Here is an 18,172-nt window from a genome sequence, read left to right as displayed (position 1 = left end):
CTCTGGGGCTTTTTTATTGGTAAAGATTGGTCAGGCGGTTATTTCTTGTTAAAATCGCTGAAAATTTATAGGAGCGTACCAAATGGCAATGTATGTTGTGGGTCATAAGATCCCTGATTCAGATTCAATCTGCGGTGCAATCGCACTTGCTTACTTAAAAAATCAAATTGAAGAGCCTGCTATTGCAGCCCGTCTTGGTGAACTTTCACCTGAGACAGCGTATATCTTAGATAGATTTGGTTTTGAAGCACCAGAGTACAAAACAAGCTACGCTGGCGAAGAAGTGTATATCGTTGATCACTCTGAATTAACTCAAGCACCAGATGATATTGCCGAAGCAACCATCGTAGGTATTGTTGATCACCATAAATTAGGTGACTTAACCACTTCTACTCCGCTTGAGTGTTGGATCCGCCCAGTAGGTTGTAGTAACACAGTGATTAAAATGATGTACGATTTCTACCAAGTAGAAATCCCAGCTAACATTGCTGGCATCATGATGTGCGCTATTTTAAGTGACACTGTGATTTTCAAATCTCCAACCTGTACTACTGCTGATATCCGCTGCGTTGAAGCGCTGGCTGAAATTGCCGGTATTGAAGACTTCAAAGCAGTGGGCATGGAAATGTTTAAAGTTAAATCAGCTGTTGAAGGTACGCCAGCACGTGACTTAGTCATGCGTGATTTTAAAGACTTCAACATGAACGGTAACCTAGTGGGTATCGGTCAATTAGAAGTTATCGACTTATCAGTATTTGACGATATCAAAGCTGATTTAGAAGCTGATATCGCAGCGCTGAAAGCTGAAGGTAACCGTCACAGCGTATTATTATTGCTAACCGATATCATGAAAGAAGGCTCAGAAATGTTAGTGGTTTCAGATGACGCTGACTTAACTGAAAAAGCCTACGGTAAAGCAACCGTTGAAGGCCGAGTCTGGCTAGACGGTGTATTAAGCCGTAAGAAGCAAGTGGTGCCATCGCTACAAGATGTATTTGCTAACGCTTAATATGCGTTTTTAGCAATATAGCGAGTCGCCCAACTAAAAAGCTGAATCAATGATTCAGCTTTTTATTACCCTAAATTCATCAGTAAGCGGCTCTCACATAGCTTAAGGTAATGAGTTAACGATTCAATCGCTCCAGCCATTCAGCAGAGTCAGCCACCATAAATTTATAGGACTGATGGTTTTTAAGTTCCACTTTAATCGCATCTGCGGTAAGGGGTAACACTCCACCACCGGTCCCCCAACATTTTTCAACACTAACAATATCCTCAAGGTCTATCTCATAAGGACCCATTTCAAAGATTTTATTAAAGGCTTCAAAACATAACCGTGTTTCAGTCAAATATAGTTGTCCATCACCGCTAAAGGCACCGTTTTGCGCAGTAGCAAAAGTAGACTTAATCACGGTTTCATTGGCTAAATTGATGCTACCCATGTGTATATCCCTATGTTTACTCTTTCATGAAACAGTGAACGCCAACATGCTGATTGCATAGCGAAGCTTAACCAAGTAAGTTGACTTTAACTCTACTACGCTGCTGATTAAGTATAGACTTGCTATATGAACATGGCGTAATTAACAGCAAATTTTTAAGGCCTATATGAATCCAGTCAATCGCAGTGCCAGATTAATGGGGTTATTAATGATACTCATGCCAATAGGACTCACGGCTTGTATTAACGTCCCTCATTATCAAAGCGAACATGTGCAAATTTTATGGCAAGGACAACAGCTTGATGATTGCCAACTAAAAGGGCCAATAATTGGCTCCCAAGGGCATTGGTATGATTACTTGTTTATTTCGAATAAGGATTTAACTCAAGGGGCGATTAATCAGCTGAGAAATGAAGCATTAACGCTAGGGGCAAATACGGTTTATTTGCTTAAGCCGCAGTCGTTTACCACTTCAGTGACGATATTGGGCAATGCTTATAATTGTTCTAGTACTGTAGATTTGAAGTAAAGATTTAAAACAGATATTTAAAACACGCCTTAAATTCAAAGCTAATTCAATTTAGTAACAATTCATTTGCAGGATAATAAATGATTACCCACGAACCAAACCCTCAGTACATTGCCAGCGCCGAACGCTATCAAAAAATGGCTTATGCCCGTTGTGGTAACAGCGGTATTCGCTTGCCAAAAATTTCATTAGGCTTATGGCAAAACTTTGGCGCATCAGACCCCCAATCGAATGCGAGAAACATCCTGCAAACAGCTTTTGATGCCGGTATTACCCACTTTGATTTAGCCAATAATTATGGTCCCCATTACGGCGCGGCGGAGTCCACCTTTGGTGATATTTTCAAACAAGACTTTAAGCCATATCGAGATGAGTTGATCGTTTCTAGTAAAGCGGGTTACGACATGTGGCCAGGGCCTTATGGTATTGGCGGCTCGAGAAAATATTTGATCGCTAGCTGCGATCAAAGCCTTAAACGTACTGGGCTAGATTACTTTGATATTTTTTATCATCACTGCATGGATCCTGACACTCCCATTGAAGAAACCATGCAAGCGCTAGATTATATTGTCCGCTCAGGCCGGGCGATGTATGTGGGTATTTCAAGTTATCAGCCAGCAGAAACGCTGCAAGCGATCAGTATCTTAAAACAGCTAGGCACGCCATTATTAATCCACCAGCCACGCTACAATATGTTTGATCGCTGGATTGAAGATGGCTTAACCGAGGTATTAAAAGATCAAGGCGTTGGCTCAATTGTATTCTCGCCATTGGATCAAGGTGTGCTCACTGATAAATACCTCCATGGTATTCCCAAAGACTCGCGCGCAGCCCAAGCCCATCAAATCTATTTAGCTGATAACGATCTAACTCCAGAGAAAATCGCCAAAGTGCAGGCATTAAATACCATTGCCCAAACCCGGGATCAATCTTTAGCGCAAATGGCGATCGCATGGAACCTTAACAATGATGCGGTAACCAGTTGCTTGATTGGTGCAAGTCGCCCAGCACAAGTTCTCGATTCGGTGGCCGCACTAGATAACCTTAACTTTAGTGCAGCTGAATTAGCCGCCATTGATGACATTGTTATGTAATTGCTCAAATCCAAGGATTACAGATGAAAGGATTACAGATGAAAAACAGCATCATGGGAGCCGCGTTAATGACAATGGTAACCAGTAGCTTATTAAGCGTTAGTTTAGTCAATCCTGCAGCGGCGCAAATTGACCCAAGCCAGCTTGATAACATCAAAGCGCTCAAGCTCAATAACAGCCAAGTGATAACCGCAGGCTTGCCCACAGCAGAGCAATTTCAGACGCTTAAAAATTCAGGGGTAGAGGTGGTGATCAATTTAATCCCCAAAAACAACTCAAACTATTTGGCGGCTGAAGACAAACTGGTCACAGATGCAGGTATGGTTTACCACAACATTGAAGTCGACTGGCAGCAGCCCACCATGGAAGATGTAGCGCAGTTTATTAGCATCATGGAGCGCAATAACGATAAATCAATTTTAGTCCATTGTGCGTTAAATTATCGCGCCTCAGCTTTTTACTATTTATATCAACTGAGCCAAGGCGCTGATCACTCAGACAATGCCATGAGCCAAGCGTTATCACCTTGGGGCGATTTACCCCAAAGCTTTGCTAAATATCCGCAATGGAAGCGCTTAATCGATGAGGTGCGCGGCAAATATCAGCAATAAATACTGATATTTCAACAGTGAGTTTTTCAGTAGCTAGCTTTCAGTAGTTAGTGATCAGAACTCGCCAATACAGCAGCAATATTTACTTCATATATTGGCGCTGGGCTGCCCTCTGAGGTGATATAAAAACGGCTGGCATCGTGATTAAAGCTCACCGCTTCTGCTTGAAATAGTGTCGGAAAATCAATAATCTTTGGCGTGGTTGATAACAGTGTTAAAGCGCCTGTAGGCTGTTGCTGCTGAAAGTAATAAGCATGGCCATAGGTTAACACCACCGCAGATAAGCCATCCTTTGAAAAGCTCATTGCTGTCGAGTTTCCGGCAAAAAGTGCTAAGCGTATACTCCCGAAATAATCTGAGAATGATTCTGGTAATGCCGGCGGTGCCCCTAAAGGTGTTGCCACTAGCGTGTCCCTTTCTTGCTTAGGTAATGGCATAGGTAATTGCGAAGGAAATTCTGAAGGCAATAACGCCGGTGATTGCGCTAACTGTAACGGTAACGGCAATTGATATAGGGTTTGTGGGGTGTGCCGCTTACTCAGTAATACAATTTGCTGGTTAACCACATCAACAGCAACAGACTCACAATCCTTTGGACCATCTGGGTAATTAAATGCCAATGACACAAGCGGGGTGACCTTGATAGATGCGGCTAACGCAAGTTTACTGACATCAGGCTCTGCAATAATATGAATGAAATATTGACTGCGGTTAGCACTATTATCACCGACATCGGCGATTAACAGATACGCGTTACCATTAATAACAAACGAACTCATATCTTCCCAATCGATATTTTTTACCCCTTCAATGTTCACCGTCGCCAGCAAATCACCAGATAAATTTACCGCATACACTGCGGCGCTATCACCGCCATCATTGTGCAGCCACAGCACATCGTCCTGAATTTTTGAGTAAGCTAAGCCACTGGCTTCATCAATTTTTTTATAGGTAATATTACCCACTTGGCGAATGTTAGCTTGCTCGGTTTTGACCGAACATGCCGTAATAGCAACGGCAAATACTAAATATAAACAGAGACGTAAAAATTGATTTTGAAATTTTGCGGCCATGTGTCAAACCTAATCCATTAGCTGAGATGCGAAATTTGATAATGACACAGTTAGCGTGATATTTAACCACCTTGCTAATATTTAAATCTAGACTGTGCTAGAAAGAGATTAAATTCGATCTAAAAACAAACAAACAGACAGTGATAAATTAATCTTCAATTGGCTAATTTACGGGTTTTTCCCTTGGCCATTTGTTAGAATCCCAGCTTATTTTTTGGCAACTGTATTATTGCCACATTCTTTACCTAGCTCGGGCTGACAATCAGTTTAGTTCAGTGCACTCAAGTTTTACTATTAAAGGCAGGCTATGACCGTTCTTCTAATGACTCCACCTATGACCCAGTTAAATACGCCCTATCCGGCAACAGCCTATTTGACTGGTTTTTTGCGTACGAGAGGCTATGAAGCAGTGCAGCGTGATCCTGCCATTGAGCTTTTCCTAGAAATGATGACTGCGCCTGCGCTGGACATTATTCGTCAACATGTGGAAGCTAATTTCGAGCACTTTGAAGACGATGAATTACCTGATGCTATTCATAATTTTCTGGCTGAATTTGATCGTTATCATTTGACTGTTGAGAGCGCGATTCGGTTTTTACAGGGTAAAGATCCCAGTCTTGCACTGCGGATTAACTCGCGCCGATTTTTACCTGAAGGCCCAGCATTTGAAGCCATTGCGCAAATGGAAGCGGTATCAGGCGATGTACTGCAAGCCGCTTTTGGTAATCTTGGCGTTCAAGATAAAGCCAAATATCTCGCGACCTTATTTATTAACGATCTCTCCAGCGTCATCACTCAAGGGGTTGATCCTTACTTTGAAGTGAGCCGCTATGGCGAGCAGTTAGCTGCGGCTAATCCAAGCTTTGATAACCTTTACGATACCTTGATGGACGAGCCAACCTTTAGCTCAGAAATTTTAGCGCAATTGGTTGAGCACTATTTAGAAGAAACCCAACCTAGCGTTGTAGCCTTAACCGTGCCTTTTCCCGGTAATATGCTCGGCGCGTTACGTATTGCCCAAACCTGTAAAGCCATTAATCCAGAGATCCCCATCATCATCGGCGGTGGTTTTATCAATACCGAACTACGGGCACTCAAAGATCCTCGGGTATTTGAGTTTATCGACTTTATCTGTCTTGATGACGGCGAACGCCCGTTAATCACCCTGCTGGAATACTTTCAAGGCCAACGTGAAGTCGATGATTTAGTGCGAACTTACTTCCTTGCCGAAGATGACAATGGCGAGCCTTACGTTCACTTTAATGAAAACCCAGAACTCCACGATATCCCGCAGGTGGAAGTCGGCGCTCCGATATACGATGGCTTGCCATTGAGCGAATATCTGTCTTTGTGTGAAATGCTCAACCCAATGCACCGTATTTGGAGTGATGGCCGCTGGAATAAACTCACCATCGCCCATGGCTGTTACTGGCGTAAATGTAGCTTTTGTGATGTCAGTTTGGACTATATCGATCGCTACGATACTGCTGGCGCTGATATTCTGGTTGATCGCATTGAGCAACTCATTGAAGAAACCGGACAAACAGGGTTCCATTTTGTCGATGAAGCGCTGCCACCAAAAACCTTATTTGCCTTTGCAAAACGCTTAATTGAGCGCAACGTGGTGATCAGTTGGTGGGGTAATATTCGTTTTGAAAGAACCTTTAGCCAAGCCCGCTGCCAATTATTAGCCGACTCTGGTTGTATCGCGGTCAGCGGCGGCTTAGAAGTGGCCTCAGATCGTTTATTGAAACTGATGAAAAAAGGCGTCAGTGTTGAGCGCGTTGCCCAAGTCACTAAAGCCTTTAGCGATGCCGGTATTATGGTGCACGCATATTTGATGTATGGCTTTCCGACTCAAACCGAGCAAGAAACGGTGGATTCATTGGAAATGGTGCGACAGATGATGCAGCAAGGTTGTTTCCAGTCTGCCTATTGGCACCGTTTTGTGGCCACGATCCACAGCCCTGTTGGTATGAATCCAGAAAAATTTGGTATTACTCTTAGCGATCGCCCTGAAGTTTTATTCGCTGAAAATGATGTCGATTTTAGCGATCCTACCGGTACTGATCATGAGATGTTAGGTGAAGGGCTGCGTAAAGCGATTTACAATTACATGCATGGTATTGGGTTTGATCAGCCGATGAGTTTTTGGTTTGAACAAGGTGTCGCTCGCACTAGCATGAAAAAAGATCTGATCTCAAAAGCGATTAGCAATCTGATCGACAGCAGTGAAGAATGATCTGCTATTAAGGCTCATAGCTAACGAGCTAATTTTATAACTCACAGCGCTTATAACTAATAGCGCTAGCCAATAAAAAGGCCACTTTCTTGTTCCAAAAGAAAGTGGCCTGTTACTTTTACAGCTTATTTTACATACTGCATACAGCCTTTTGCAAAGCTGCCAACTTCTTTGTTAAGTCACGTAGTCTTAAATAACGCTTACTGATAAAGAAGCGTGCGATATTGGCGTGTTCCAAACACCTAGATATCACACTGTGCACTTGGCTTTTAGCATTTAAAGGATGAGGTAAAAATGCTAAAAACCAGTACCTGTTGTCACTCTGTTAATCGCGAACTCATTATCAATATTAGTATTGATAATCAAATTGCAGAGTGAATTCTGTGCCAGGCTCTTTCGCGTATACCACCACATCTTGTTGGTCGTATTCGGTGGTTTCACCTAGGATATTTTTCACTTTAAATTTCACCCCAAAGCTTTCAGTAGGTAAAAAGCTATAGCTAAAATCTAAGCTGTGAAAGGGTTGCTCGTACACATCATCTAAACCACCACGGCCACCATAAGCAATACGCTCACCAAACACGTTATACACTAAGGTGGCACTGTGAGACTCATTAGACGAATCAAAGCTTAACTGCATGTTGGCAACCCACTCAGAATGGCCTGTCATGCGGCGCTTATTATTGGTTGGGTCAATTTCACCATTACTGGCAATTTCAATTTCTGAGTCACTTAGGGTTAAGTTACCCGCTACGAAAAAGTCTTCCCAAACACTACCATTGCTGCCAATAAAGCCTAAGTCATGTAAAAACTCAGTTTCGATACCGTAGATATAACCTGACTCAGCGTTGTAAAACTTAAGCTGACGACCCGCTTCTGAGATACGTTGAATCGCTTCTATGGGTGCTGCAACGTCTTTATAAAAGCCACCAACACTTAAGTTTGCGCCATCTTCTGAGTAGTATTCCCAGCGTACATCTAGGTTATAGATATCTGAGCTTTCAAGTTCTGGGTTACCGAAGAAATCAAAACCGGTAATTGGGTCTTGAAACCGCACTGGCGCCACTTCACGTAAGTCTGGGCGAACCAAGGTTTTACTGGCACCAAAGCGCCATTGGCTTTCATCTGATGATTTCCAGGTTAATGCCAATGAAGGAAACCAGCCGTCTTCTGCGATAGCATAATCTTCAATATCGTAACGACCACCTTCATCTGAAACCTCACCATCTGGGGTTAATGGCAATGTCACGCGGCGAAAATCTTCATAACGCACACCTGCGGTTAAGCGCCATACATCATCAAAATCCACATCAAAATTGACAAAACCGGCGTCTATCATTTCAGCGGCGACATAATCTTCGGTGTCGGTTGAGGCGTCTTTTAATTCTAAATCAAGCGTGTCATTGGCAATGTTGTCATCAGAAAATATATTGTCAAAGTCACCCGCTAGAATATCGCCATTGGGGTCTGTTGGGCTTAAGCCGACATCAAATCCCAATCGCGTGGCATAGCTTTCACGGGTACGTTCAAAGTACTCATAACCACCACTGATTTTTAGCACGTTCATGCCAAACTCAAAGGGTAGGGTTAAATCAAATTTGTAGTTTTCGGTATTATCATCAAGGCGGCTATAAACATATTTAGGCGCATCTTGGGTATTTAAGTTACGGCTAGTAATGCTATCAGCATCATCAAGTATTACATTGTAAGTGTAAGATAATTCGCTCGGTGCATAGCGCTTTGATCTGGCGTTTGAATACATCCAGTTGGCTTCTAAATCCCACAGATATTCAAAGAAATGCTCACCTTGAATTTGATTGCTGATAAGGTTACGTTCTTCATAAGCAATATCATAAACCTGCAACGCATTAGGCTCGGCGATGGTATCAATGGTTTCTTCGATGGCCACTGAAACATCATCAGATGTATCACGTAAATAAGTCGAGAAGGTTTGAATTTTATGGTCGTAACCAATTTCTAAACCTAAGTTAACCATGCCTGACATTTGTACAATTGAATCGGTGCCCATGACGTCTTTTGAGTTTTCGATTTGTACCTTGTTCTCATCACCATCTAGCTCAACTTCGCGCTTGGTGTAGTTTTCAGCTTGTTGTTTATATGAGCCTGCTGCCATCATCCCGAAAATGATGTCATCGCTTAAGTCCCAGCGATCGCCAATGGCGATATTACCGCGAACTCCAGGGTCCGTACTTTCAGTAAATACCGTCATGTCGCGATACATATCATTGGCTAAACCACGGTTAATGGCTTGAGCATTGGCAAAATCAATTGTGCCATTTGAACCAGTAACAATATCAATGGGGCTAATTCCGCCATATTGATTGGTCACCTCGTTAATGCTGTTTGGCATTGCCCGAGTGCCATCATCTTGGCCAGTCCAATCATCACCGCCACCGTTATAGGTATAAGTGTCATCGCTATCATTAGTGTTATAACGGCCACCTATTGACGCTTTAAAGAAAAAGTCTGCAGGAATAGATTTAGTACGAATATCAACATGACCACCGCCAAATGCAGCTGGCGTGCTGGCTGAACTGGATTTTTGTACTGATAAAGATTCAATGATAGAGGCTGGGAACATATCCAGCGGTACCACATTACGGGTAGGGTCTGGCGATGGTACAACCGCACCATTGAGTGAGGTACTTGAATAGCGTTCACCCAAACCGCGTACATAAATGAACTTGCCATCCTTCAGGGTTAATCCGGTAACACGTCGAAGCGCGGCGGCGGCATCACTATCTCCGGTGCGAGAAATCTGGTCTGCGCCCATAATATCAACCACGGCGGGTTGCTCGCGGCGCTCTTCCATCGCTTCTGAGGCTGAGCTACGTAAACGCCCCGTTACCGCAATGACTTCAATAGGGAAATCTTCACCAGGATCATAAGCTGGTGTCTCTTCCGAGTAAGCAGGTAGTGTTGCAAAAAGTGAGGCTGCGGAAATGGCAGTGACAACAGCTAGGCTTAGCTTATTAGCGATAAAACTCGGCTTGGTTTTCATAACGTTTTTCAATCCTGTACACAGTTCAGGTCGCGCCACTAAGATGTGATACACCAGTGACAATTAATGTAAATTTAACTAACTATTTTGATTATCTAATCGGACTTTAAGCAGCATCGAGGAGTACTCACTCCCCGATGCCTAAGGTTTACTACTCGCTTTTATTTAATAAAAGCCCAACCTTCACGCCAATCAGTTTGGCCATCGAATGCACCGATATAATCAGTTGATTCGAAGAAGGTGTCAGTCGTACTCATATCAAGACCCGTACCCAATAACACAGTGTCAGTGCCAGCAGGCATGCCATTAGTTAACGTCACTTCTTGAGCAGAGTTACCTGTTTGAGCTAAGAACCAGGCCTGCGTGTCTACCGCATCGGTTGTATCTGTGTTGTCAGAGCTGTATTTGAATGGCTCGTTACAGTCGATAACAGAGTGAGACATCACTAATGTTTCATCGTTAACGTTGGTAACAAGACCTGCGTAAGTACCGTCTAGTTCTAAACACTCACCTGATTCAGTCTCAGAAGTTGCACCTTTGCGACCTTGAATCAATAGGTTGTGAATTGATGCACGAGTAGCAACACGAAGAATGATGCCTTCGCCTTTATCGCCACTGGCATTTTCAATATCAGCACCAGGAAGAATTGTTACGTTAGAGATAGTTGGGTTTGAAATCGGCGTGTCGTCAGTGCCTTTATGACTATCGCCTTCAATACCACGGTTAGCTTGACCATCTTCATGGGTGATATACACGTACTGTGCTTTACCCTGCCAGCCGTTAGTCCAATCTAAGCTGTCATCAAAGTTATCCGTTAGGTAAACATATTTAAGATTGACTGCACCGCCCCAAAACTCAACACCATCATCGCCATTTGCATGGACTTGAATATGGTCAACTTGGGTTCCACTGCCCACTGCCGCAAATGAGATGCCGTTCATTTCTTGGGTATCATTGACTTTAAAGCCGGCGTATTTGACTACCACATAGCTGATTTGACCGCTGTTATCAGCATTGTCATTACCGCCGTATGGGAAGTCGCCCACTTCAAATGACACATCACAGTTGTCTTTATCAGGACACTTGTTGGTTTCGCCATTACCCAGAATAACTAAACCGCCCCACTGACCACGCTCACCTTCTGCGCCAGCTATTACATCTTGCTGAGAGGTCATAACGATTGGATGCTCAGCACTGCCTTGGGCCATGATTTTAGAGCCACGGCTAATGGCGATGTAGCTGTTGTCGGTCGCAAATAATTGCGTACCCGCTTGAATTGCCAGTGTTGCAGAGTCTGCGTTATCACCACCTACAATCACCGCGCCGCCATCTACTTTGTACATCACGTTTTGACCAGCAAGCAGTGTTGTATTGGTGGTGATGTTACCTTCGATTGAACAGACTAAAGTCACGCTGTCATCTTTATAAAGGCCTGCAACCACATCTTCTGAAGTTGTGCCTACAGGGCAAGATGTTAAAACTGGTAATTCAGTTGGTGCAGGCGCTGCATCTTCATGAATGGCCGTGGTCCAGCCTTCCGTCCAGTCAGTGCTGCCATTAAATGCGCCGATATATTGGGCATCATCTAAACGGTCATCCATGTTAGCTAAATCAGCTGCGCCGCCAGTTAAAGCAACAGAAGATGAATTAGGCATATACCCTGATAAATCTGCAGCACCGGCTAAGTTACCTTCTTGGGCCATAAACCAAGCTTCAACGTCGTAAGCTTTGGTGTAACCTTTATCAGCATCAACCTTGGCACTCTTAAACGGCTCAACACAATCGATTAAGCTGTTTTGCATGTTTAAGTTGCCAGCTTCAGCGGTATCAACTGTATTGTCGTCATTGATTTCTAAACATTCGCCAGAATCAACATCGCCTTTAACCAGCATGTTGTATGCGTTAACAGCCGTGCCTTTGCGCAGTAAAATACCTTCAGCGTCATCACCACCACTGTTAGTGCCGTTAGCCACTTCAATGGTGAAGTTAGCTAATGTAGGCATAGACTGTGGTTCAGCATCAGCGCTGCTGTTGCTGTCACCTTCGATACCACGGTTTGAACCGTTATCCTCTTGACGGATATAAACGTGCTGGGCACTACCTTGCCAACCGTTAGTCCAATCTAGAGAGTCATCAAAGTTTTCAGTTAACACCACATGTGAAAGCGAAACGTTACCGCCCCAAAACTCAACACCGTCATCGTTATTTTTATGAATTTGGATATGATCAACAGTTGTACCTGCGCCAACTGCCGCGAAACTAATACCGTTCATTTCTTGGGTATCGTTGATTTTAAAGCCACCAAACTCAACCCGAACATACTGAATAACACCTGAGTTATCTTCAGTGTTATCACCACCGTAGTTGTGGTTACCCACTTCAAATGCAGCATCACAACTGGTTAAATCAGGGCATGAGTTAACAGGTGCGTTACCTAAAACTACTAAGCCGCCCCATTGACCCGCTTCGCCAGTTTGGCCTAGCGCCGCTTCAAGGGAAGTAAATACGATTGGCGCGTCAGCTGTGCCTTCGGCCATAATTTTTGAATCACGGCTAATGACTAAATAAGACTCGCTACCACCAATAATTTTAGTGCCAGCCATAATTGATAATTCAACCGAGTCAGCTTTATCGCCGCCGGCGATAACTGCGCCATCAAGCATCCACACCACATCATTTCCTAAAATGATGTTCGCGCCATCTTGACCCCCTACCTTTACTGTTGAAGCGCCAGTAGAAGGAGCAAGCGAGCCTGTTAACAGCCACACTTCTTTACCATCGATAGCCGCTATCGTAGTGCTTTTTTCAGCGAAGCCACCATAAGCAAGTTGTTGGTCAGTTTCAGTCGGTGTGGTTGGATCCGTTGGATTTGTTGGGTTAGTCGGCTCTTGTGAACCCGTATCAATATTGATATCGCCACCACAACCCGCAAGTAATAAAGTTGCAGAAAGCGCAGCTGATACAGCACTAAGTTTAAACATTTTTTTCAGTTCCATTGTCATCTCCGAAGACGGATGTAAGCGAGTTAAGTTGTTTCAATGGACGACAAACTAACCCGCAAAAATGACAAAAAGACTGCGTTAAAATGACAGTGAAATTTCACTAATATGATATAAATATTAATAGATAATAAAAACAGAGACTTACTGAGCGGTTTGAGTTACCTTTTATTGTCACATTATTAACAATTATTTTACCTAGGTGTCTTGTGGTGTGTTTTTTGGAGTTGAAAAAGTCTGTTTTTTGAGTTGAATAAGTGACGTTTTATCATTAATAATTGAATTATCAATATAGTCATCATTCAATTAGACAATTGTTACTAGCCTAAGCAGATTTGAGGTTGGAATGAAAATTAAACGCAAGATACACAACAAACCGATTTATTAAAATAGCCTAAAAATACTGCTTAATAACAGTATTTTAGAATAAACTGGTTCGCTATTATTTCGATTTAAGCCGCTACCACAGCACGTGTTTTCCACTGCACGCCAATCAGACCTAAAATCACTAATACGCCCACAAAGCCAGTACTTAACGGGTTAAACAATACCCAAGGTACCACGGCTATTGCCAGCACTCGCTCAATCGGTTTAAGCGGTCGTAATAGATAACCTTCTATCGAAATGGCTATCACGACAATAAAGGTCGCGGTTTGCACTATGGCAAACGTAAACGCCATTAAACCGGCATCAGGGTTAAGTAAATCAGTGTAAGCCATCATGATGGGGATAATAAATAAGCCTTATCTTAACCAACAACCTATATATCACATGCTAATTTATGATCAATTCAGGTTTAGGTGATCAAGCTAAACCTCTCAGTTAATACTCAAAAAAACGAGTATTGCTGACACTTATCATTAGTTCACTTTAATGCGCTCTACATCTGCAGCAGGCTCATGGATGACAAAATCAAGCTGCACTTGTGCATTTTTAACGCCATTTTCTGATTCGTTATAAACCCATTGTGATAAGGCATCTTTAGCTGATTGGTCAAATACACCTGTAGGAGATGACTTAATCACTGCAACATTCGACACTTTACCGGATTGACTAATATCAAACTCCAGTTGCACATAGCCATTGAGCCCTGCAGTTGCCGCTTTAGCAGGATAAATAGGGTCTATACGCATTGTAGGGACAACATGTGTCTCCGCTTGCTTAGCTTGTGAACCGGCATGAACTTGCTGGTTTATTATTAATCCACTGATACCTAATGCTAGGGTGATCCCCATGATGACGAGTGTGTTTTTTCCGTGCTGTTTTTTCATCTGAATAATCCTTTCTTTTAAGATGGTTTTATCTCCATAGTGAGTGTGTAACATGCTCAAAGGAACATGTTGCGAGTAGGCCAATAGCGCATGGCTATAGGCAATTTTATTATTTTTATCCATTTCTGATGTTACTTGAGCATCACACGACAACTCTTGGTCATGTCTAAAACGCCTGTAAGCAAACCACATCAACGGATTAAACCAGAACATCAATAGCACGCTACAACCAATGACATTGCACCATAAGTCTTTACGCTGATGATGGAACGCTTCATGAGCGATGATTGCTTGCTGTTGATTAATATCTAATGATTTGAAATTTAACGGCACCAGAATACAAGGTGACAATAACCCCACCAGCATTGGAGACTGAACGGATTCATGAGCCAATATATCAACCCCCTTATTGGTTTCAGCGACTTTAACCGCTGAGGCCACAATGGGATTAAATTGAGTCTGTTGGTACACCATACTCAATAATAACAAGCTCATAATCGCGATGTATAAGTAGTCGAGATACAGTGAGCTAATGAGCATAGAAGATAGCTTGATAGTATCAGTGGCAAGCACTTGATAATGCTGCATGACTGCAGCAGGCTCAGGCAATGACAACCATGAAAGCTTTAGGTGCATAAAGCCCTCAGGAAACCACAGCTGACCTACTGAAATTAGCAATAGTATCGGCACTGAACTCCATAACACATAAGTATAATGGGCACCGATTTTTGCCAAAATAACCCGATGAAACACCATCATCGGTAAACAAAATAGCGTTAATATTACGGTTTGTTCCATAAACCAATTCAGCATCATTTTTGCTCCTGCTGCCAATCATCAAGTAATGACTTTAATTCAGCAACATCTTCAGCTGATAACTTATTGTTCTTTGCAAAACCCGCCACTAAAGGGGTTAACTTGCCAGAGAACATACGTTCAACAAATGATTCGGACTCTTTAGCTGTGTAGTCATGCTCAACAATCAATGGTGAATAATGGTAAACCCGACCTTGCTTCTCAAAACTAATCGCCTGCTTTTTTACTAAGCGGTTAATTAAGGTTTTAACGGTTTTTTCATGCATGTCATGACTTAATGCCAGAGCATCAACCACTTCAGTTGATGTTAAAGGTGCCCGTTGCCAAAGTTGTTTAAGGACTAATAGTTCGCTATTGCTGATGTCTTTCATCGTTTACTTCCAATGCTATTTGTTTTCGATGCTATTTTTTCAATACTGTTTTTTCAATGCAGTGTTGGATAAAAGATGTTTGAAATACTGCTTCTTTCAATAAAGTTTGCTTCAAACATTAGGATTACGGTTGTAATCTTCAATTAAGATTACAATCGTAATCCTAATTAAGCAACACCTTATTTGCAGTTTTTTTGAACAGCTATATTCGTGAATGGAGACTATGGCCAACATGCCAGTAAGTGAAAATGCAGCTTAAGCGACAATAAAGTGATGTAAATCAAAACAAAAATGCCAGTCGATTTACATCGACTGGCATTGGTTTTAATGGCTACCTGTACTGTGATTGAATTTAAATAAACAGTATGGAAAGTCTATTTCATTTCAATCAACTAGCGAGCTTACTTAAGCTCTGCTGGCCATTCTTTTTTAACGCGCTTATCTAAGAATATTTCTTTAGACGCTTGCATTGCTTCTAAGTCAAGACCCACTAAAGGTTGTACCTTCGCTTTAGTGTCGTACTTAGTCGCATCATACTTGTAGCTAGGTGCGTACTTGGCTAGTAATGCATTAGCTTCAGTCAATGCTGCATCTAAAATGCTATTAGATTTTTCAAGCAAACGTACTGCTTCAGTCGGGTTATGCGCATGAATACCGTGAGATGCTGTTGCACTATCCCAGAACCATTGCGCATTTCTCACTTTAGTCAGTAAGCTATTCATTTCACCGGCTAATGGTGTTTTCGCTTTAAGTGCAGCTTCATAGTTGCCTTTAGCTTGTGGAATAGTTTGACCTGCTTCTAGGCCTTTAATGCCATTAGCAGCCCAAATAGCTTGTGCTTTAAAGTGTACTTCAGTTAAACGTGGGTCGGTGCCATTGGCATCGAAACGTAACTTAGTGAGCTCAGCTTTACGCTCGTCAAGGATCTCTTTAAAGTCACCAGCTTCATGACATGATTGACAGTCTGCTGGCAATTTATCAGCTTCAAAAGTCACTTTATGGTTAGAGAATTCAGCGCCTTTAGCGTTAGTCGCTTTAGGCATATGACAAGTCGTACAACCAAACTCTAAATGGTCATCCATTGCATGTTCTGTTCTATCTAACATGTTTTCAAATTCTGGATGCTGCGCTTTAATCATTGGCGCACCAGATACTGCGTTGGTCCAATCTTTAAAGCCGCGTTGGTCAAAATACGCAAGTTGTGCTTCAGCAGCAAAACCTACATATAAACCGTCAGTACCTGTGTAATTAACAAACTTTTTGTAATCAGTTTCAACGCCTGGTACCCAGTAATCCATTGGGTATTTCACTTTTTTGCTATCAGTGCCATCAAAATAGTATTCAACATGACACTGAGCACATGTTTGGCTAGCTTGCATGATTGAATCTTGCTTAGCGAAATCTTTACCAATTGTTTTCATCGCACGATCGGCATACGGACGGCTCAATCTAAGCTCTTCTTTACCTAACTCATGACAATCAGCACAGCCGATTGTGTTAGACATTTCATGACCCCAAGTTGACCAAGCATTGTCAGAGAATTTACCTTCACCTACTTCGTCATACATGCGAGCAACATCAGGGGTTTTACATGACCAACAACTAGCAGCCATTGCTTCACCAACCACTTTGCCGTCATGACCAACAACAGGGTGGCCTACCCGCAGAGTTTTAATAATATCTGTTAATGCATAATGGTGACCACGAGCACGGTTATAGTCTTTAGCAAAACCATAACCCGCCCAAGCCGAAACAAGGTTTGGGTTAGCCGCTAAAAGATCGTCAAGCTCGCCATTGGCTGGGGTACTTTGCTCAGTTTCAGCCCAAGTTTTATATTGCTCAGGGAAGGTTTGCTGCCAGTTTTCACTCTTGTATAGATCAACATCTTTAGCAACTACAGTACCTGTAAAAACTGCAGATACCATCACCGCTAGCGCTAGCTTTTGTAATTTCATCATCACTCCTAATGGAACTCTATTTATATTTATTAGCATTCATCAATTGCTATAACTTTAATTCTTTCATTAAAGCTTAACAATTAATATCACAGACAATATAAACACACATTTATTTAAACCATTTATGTGACAATGTTCTAATCCAATACAATAACCTTGCTACAGAGCCATACCACTTTAGAGGTATTCGCAACAAAAAGAAATAAAACATAATAATACAAATACCAAATTATAATATAACGAAAGACTAAATAATGTAAAAAACTATTAAAACATAGACATAAGCTAACAATGACAGGAAAGTTAACATAATTAATATTTATTTTAAATACCGAATAACATTAAATGTTTTCTTAAATTAAGCTTAAAAGAAAATTAAACCAGCATTAAAAAATTAACAAGAAGCGATATTGTTAAAATAAAAGTATCTATCTAATACATGTCATAATTTATTAAAAGGCAACTTATTAGAGGTTGATTTATTAGTAATCGGTTTATTACCAGATATCAATAGTCAATAAATTTGATAATATTATTTAGTGCATTGTCAATCGATAAATACTTGGTAATATAATTTATACAAATTAAATTATATTAAAAATATTAATAGTAGAGTTTATCAAAAATATTTTAAAATACACTCATACAAAATCGTTTCAGACCTGCTTATATCGTCTTTATTTCATGTAGTGACACATATTGAAAATACACATAGGCCATAGCTACTAAGCCCAATTATAGGAT

The 18,172-nt window shown here is 41.8% G+C and carries 13 protein-coding genes; 5 read left to right on the top strand and 8 right to left on the bottom strand.

All coding sequences use genetic code 11. From position 1 onward, the window contains the following. The first annotated feature begins 82 nt into the window (after positions 1-82). Complete coding sequence (locus AB4160_RS13565) at positions 83-1,009, top strand: manganese-dependent inorganic pyrophosphatase (protein ID WP_102476533.1); 927 nt, start codon at positions 83-85, stop codon at positions 1,007-1,009. Positions 1,010-1,124: 115 nt separating this feature from the next. On the opposite strand, the gene AB4160_RS13560 is transcribed toward AB4160_RS13565, so the two are convergent. Next, a complete protein-coding gene (locus AB4160_RS13560) occupies positions 1,125-1,442 on the bottom strand; it encodes a GRAM domain-containing protein (RefSeq protein WP_102436583.1) in 318 nt (105 codons plus the stop codon). Between the two features lie 166 nt (positions 1,443-1,608). Between AB4160_RS13560 and AB4160_RS13555 the strand changes: the two genes are divergently transcribed. The 3 genes from AB4160_RS13555 (at position 1,609) to AB4160_RS13545 (ending at position 3,676) form a co-directional block, all read left to right on the top strand. Then, the gene (locus AB4160_RS13555) at positions 1,609-1,971 is read left to right on the top strand and encodes a DUF4156 domain-containing protein (protein ID WP_102436581.1); all 363 of its coding nucleotides are present in this window, start codon (positions 1,609-1,611) and stop codon (positions 1,969-1,971) included. An 80-nt stretch (positions 1,972-2,051) separates the two neighbouring features. Continuing rightward, the gene (locus tag AB4160_RS13550; RefSeq protein ID WP_372001960.1) at positions 2,052-3,065 is read left to right on the top strand and encodes an aldo/keto reductase; all 1,014 of its coding nucleotides are present in this window, start codon (positions 2,052-2,054) and stop codon (positions 3,063-3,065) included. Positions 3,066-3,088: 23 nt separating this feature from the next. After that, positions 3,089-3,676: a protein tyrosine phosphatase family protein gene (locus AB4160_RS13545; protein ID WP_241903463.1), complete on the top strand. Its 588-nt coding sequence runs from the start codon at positions 3,089-3,091 to the stop codon at positions 3,674-3,676. Positions 3,677-3,723: 47 nt separating this feature from the next. Here AB4160_RS13545 and AB4160_RS13540 read toward each other — a convergent pair whose 3' ends face one another. Next, a complete protein-coding gene (locus AB4160_RS13540) occupies positions 3,724-4,749 on the bottom strand; it encodes a hypothetical protein (protein ID WP_372005033.1) in 1,026 nt (341 codons plus the stop codon). 307 nt (positions 4,750-5,056) lie between these two features. On the opposite strand from AB4160_RS13540, the gene AB4160_RS13535 reads away from it, so the two are divergent. Continuing rightward, on the top strand, positions 5,057-6,991 hold the full coding sequence (locus AB4160_RS13535; protein ID WP_303413909.1) for a radical SAM protein: 1,935 nt from the start codon (positions 5,057-5,059) through the stop codon (positions 6,989-6,991). A 349-nt stretch (positions 6,992-7,340) separates the two neighbouring features. Here AB4160_RS13535 and AB4160_RS13530 read toward each other — a convergent pair whose 3' ends face one another. The 6 genes from AB4160_RS13530 to AB4160_RS13505 all read right to left on the bottom strand — a co-directional run bounded on the left by AB4160_RS13530 (position 7,341) and on the right by AB4160_RS13505 (position 17,428). Continuing rightward, a complete protein-coding gene (locus tag AB4160_RS13530; RefSeq protein ID WP_372005031.1) occupies positions 7,341-10,013 on the bottom strand; it encodes a TonB-dependent receptor domain-containing protein in 2,673 nt (890 codons plus the stop codon). Between the two features lie 161 nt (positions 10,014-10,174). Beyond that, positions 10,175-13,009 (bottom strand): hypothetical protein, encoded by a 2,835-nt coding sequence (locus tag AB4160_RS13525; RefSeq protein WP_372005027.1) that lies wholly within the window; start codon positions 13,007-13,009, stop codon positions 10,175-10,177. Positions 13,010-13,464: 455 nt separating this feature from the next. After that, on the bottom strand, positions 13,465-13,734 hold the full coding sequence (locus AB4160_RS13520) for a hypothetical protein (protein WP_102436567.1): 270 nt from the start codon (positions 13,732-13,734) through the stop codon (positions 13,465-13,467). Between the two features lie 138 nt (positions 13,735-13,872). Next, positions 13,873-15,099, bottom strand: coding sequence for a TonB family protein (locus AB4160_RS13515; protein WP_241903462.1), 1,227 nt, complete (start codon positions 15,097-15,099; stop codon positions 13,873-13,875). Next, on the bottom strand, positions 15,096-15,470 hold the full coding sequence (locus AB4160_RS13510) for a BlaI/MecI/CopY family transcriptional regulator (protein ID WP_102436565.1): 375 nt from the start codon (positions 15,468-15,470) through the stop codon (positions 15,096-15,098). Before AB4160_RS13510 ends, AB4160_RS13515 begins: the two co-directional genes overlap by 4 nt. A 401-nt stretch (positions 15,471-15,871) precedes the next feature. Next, complete coding sequence (locus AB4160_RS13505) at positions 15,872-17,428, bottom strand: ammonia-forming cytochrome c nitrite reductase subunit c552 (RefSeq protein ID WP_372005025.1); 1,557 nt, start codon at positions 17,426-17,428, stop codon at positions 15,872-15,874. Positions 17,429-18,172 lie beyond the last annotated feature (744 nt).

This window comes from Shewanella sp. 10N.286.51.B8 (assembly GCF_041469325.1).
GTDB lineage: Bacteria > Pseudomonadota > Gammaproteobacteria > Enterobacterales > Shewanellaceae > Shewanella.
This window is presented reverse-complemented; position numbering and strand designations above follow the sequence as displayed.

Excerpts from the sequence above, each read along its gene's own strand:
- AB4160_RS13555 (WP_102436581.1), top strand. The coding sequence starts at position 1,609 with ATGAATCCAGTCAATCGCAGTGCCAGATTAATGGGGTTATTAATGATA.
- AB4160_RS13550 (WP_372001960.1), top strand. The coding sequence starts at position 2,052 with ATGATTACCCACGAACCAAACCCTCAGTACATTGCCAGCGCCGAACGC.
- AB4160_RS13505 (WP_372005025.1), bottom strand. The coding sequence starts at position 17,428 with ATGATGAAATTACAAAAGCTAGCGCTAGCGGTGATGGTATCTGCAGTT.
- AB4160_RS13510 (WP_102436565.1), bottom strand. The coding sequence starts at position 15,470 with ATGAAAGACATCAGCAATAGCGAACTATTAGTCCTTAAACAACTTTGG.
- AB4160_RS13560 (WP_102436583.1), bottom strand. The coding sequence starts at position 1,442 with ATGGGTAGCATCAATTTAGCCAATGAAACCGTGATTAAGTCTACTTTT.
- AB4160_RS13520 (WP_102436567.1), bottom strand. The coding sequence starts at position 13,734 with ATGATGGCTTACACTGATTTACTTAACCCTGATGCCGGTTTAATGGCG.
- AB4160_RS13530 (WP_372005031.1), bottom strand. The coding sequence starts at position 10,013 with ATGAAAACCAAGCCGAGTTTTATCGCTAATAAGCTAAGCCTAGCTGTT.
- AB4160_RS13535 (WP_303413909.1), top strand. The coding sequence starts at position 5,057 with ATGACCGTTCTTCTAATGACTCCACCTATGACCCAGTTAAATACGCCC.
- AB4160_RS13545 (WP_241903463.1), top strand. The coding sequence starts at position 3,089 with ATGAAAGGATTACAGATGAAAAACAGCATCATGGGAGCCGCGTTAATG.
- AB4160_RS13565 (WP_102476533.1), top strand. The coding sequence starts at position 83 with ATGGCAATGTATGTTGTGGGTCATAAGATCCCTGATTCAGATTCAATC.
- AB4160_RS13515 (WP_241903462.1), bottom strand. The coding sequence starts at position 15,099 with ATGATGCTGAATTGGTTTATGGAACAAACCGTAATATTAACGCTATTT.
- AB4160_RS13525 (WP_372005027.1), bottom strand. The coding sequence starts at position 13,009 with ATGGAACTGAAAAAAATGTTTAAACTTAGTGCTGTATCAGCTGCGCTT.
- AB4160_RS13540 (WP_372005033.1), bottom strand. The coding sequence starts at position 4,749 with ATGGCCGCAAAATTTCAAAATCAATTTTTACGTCTCTGTTTATATTTA.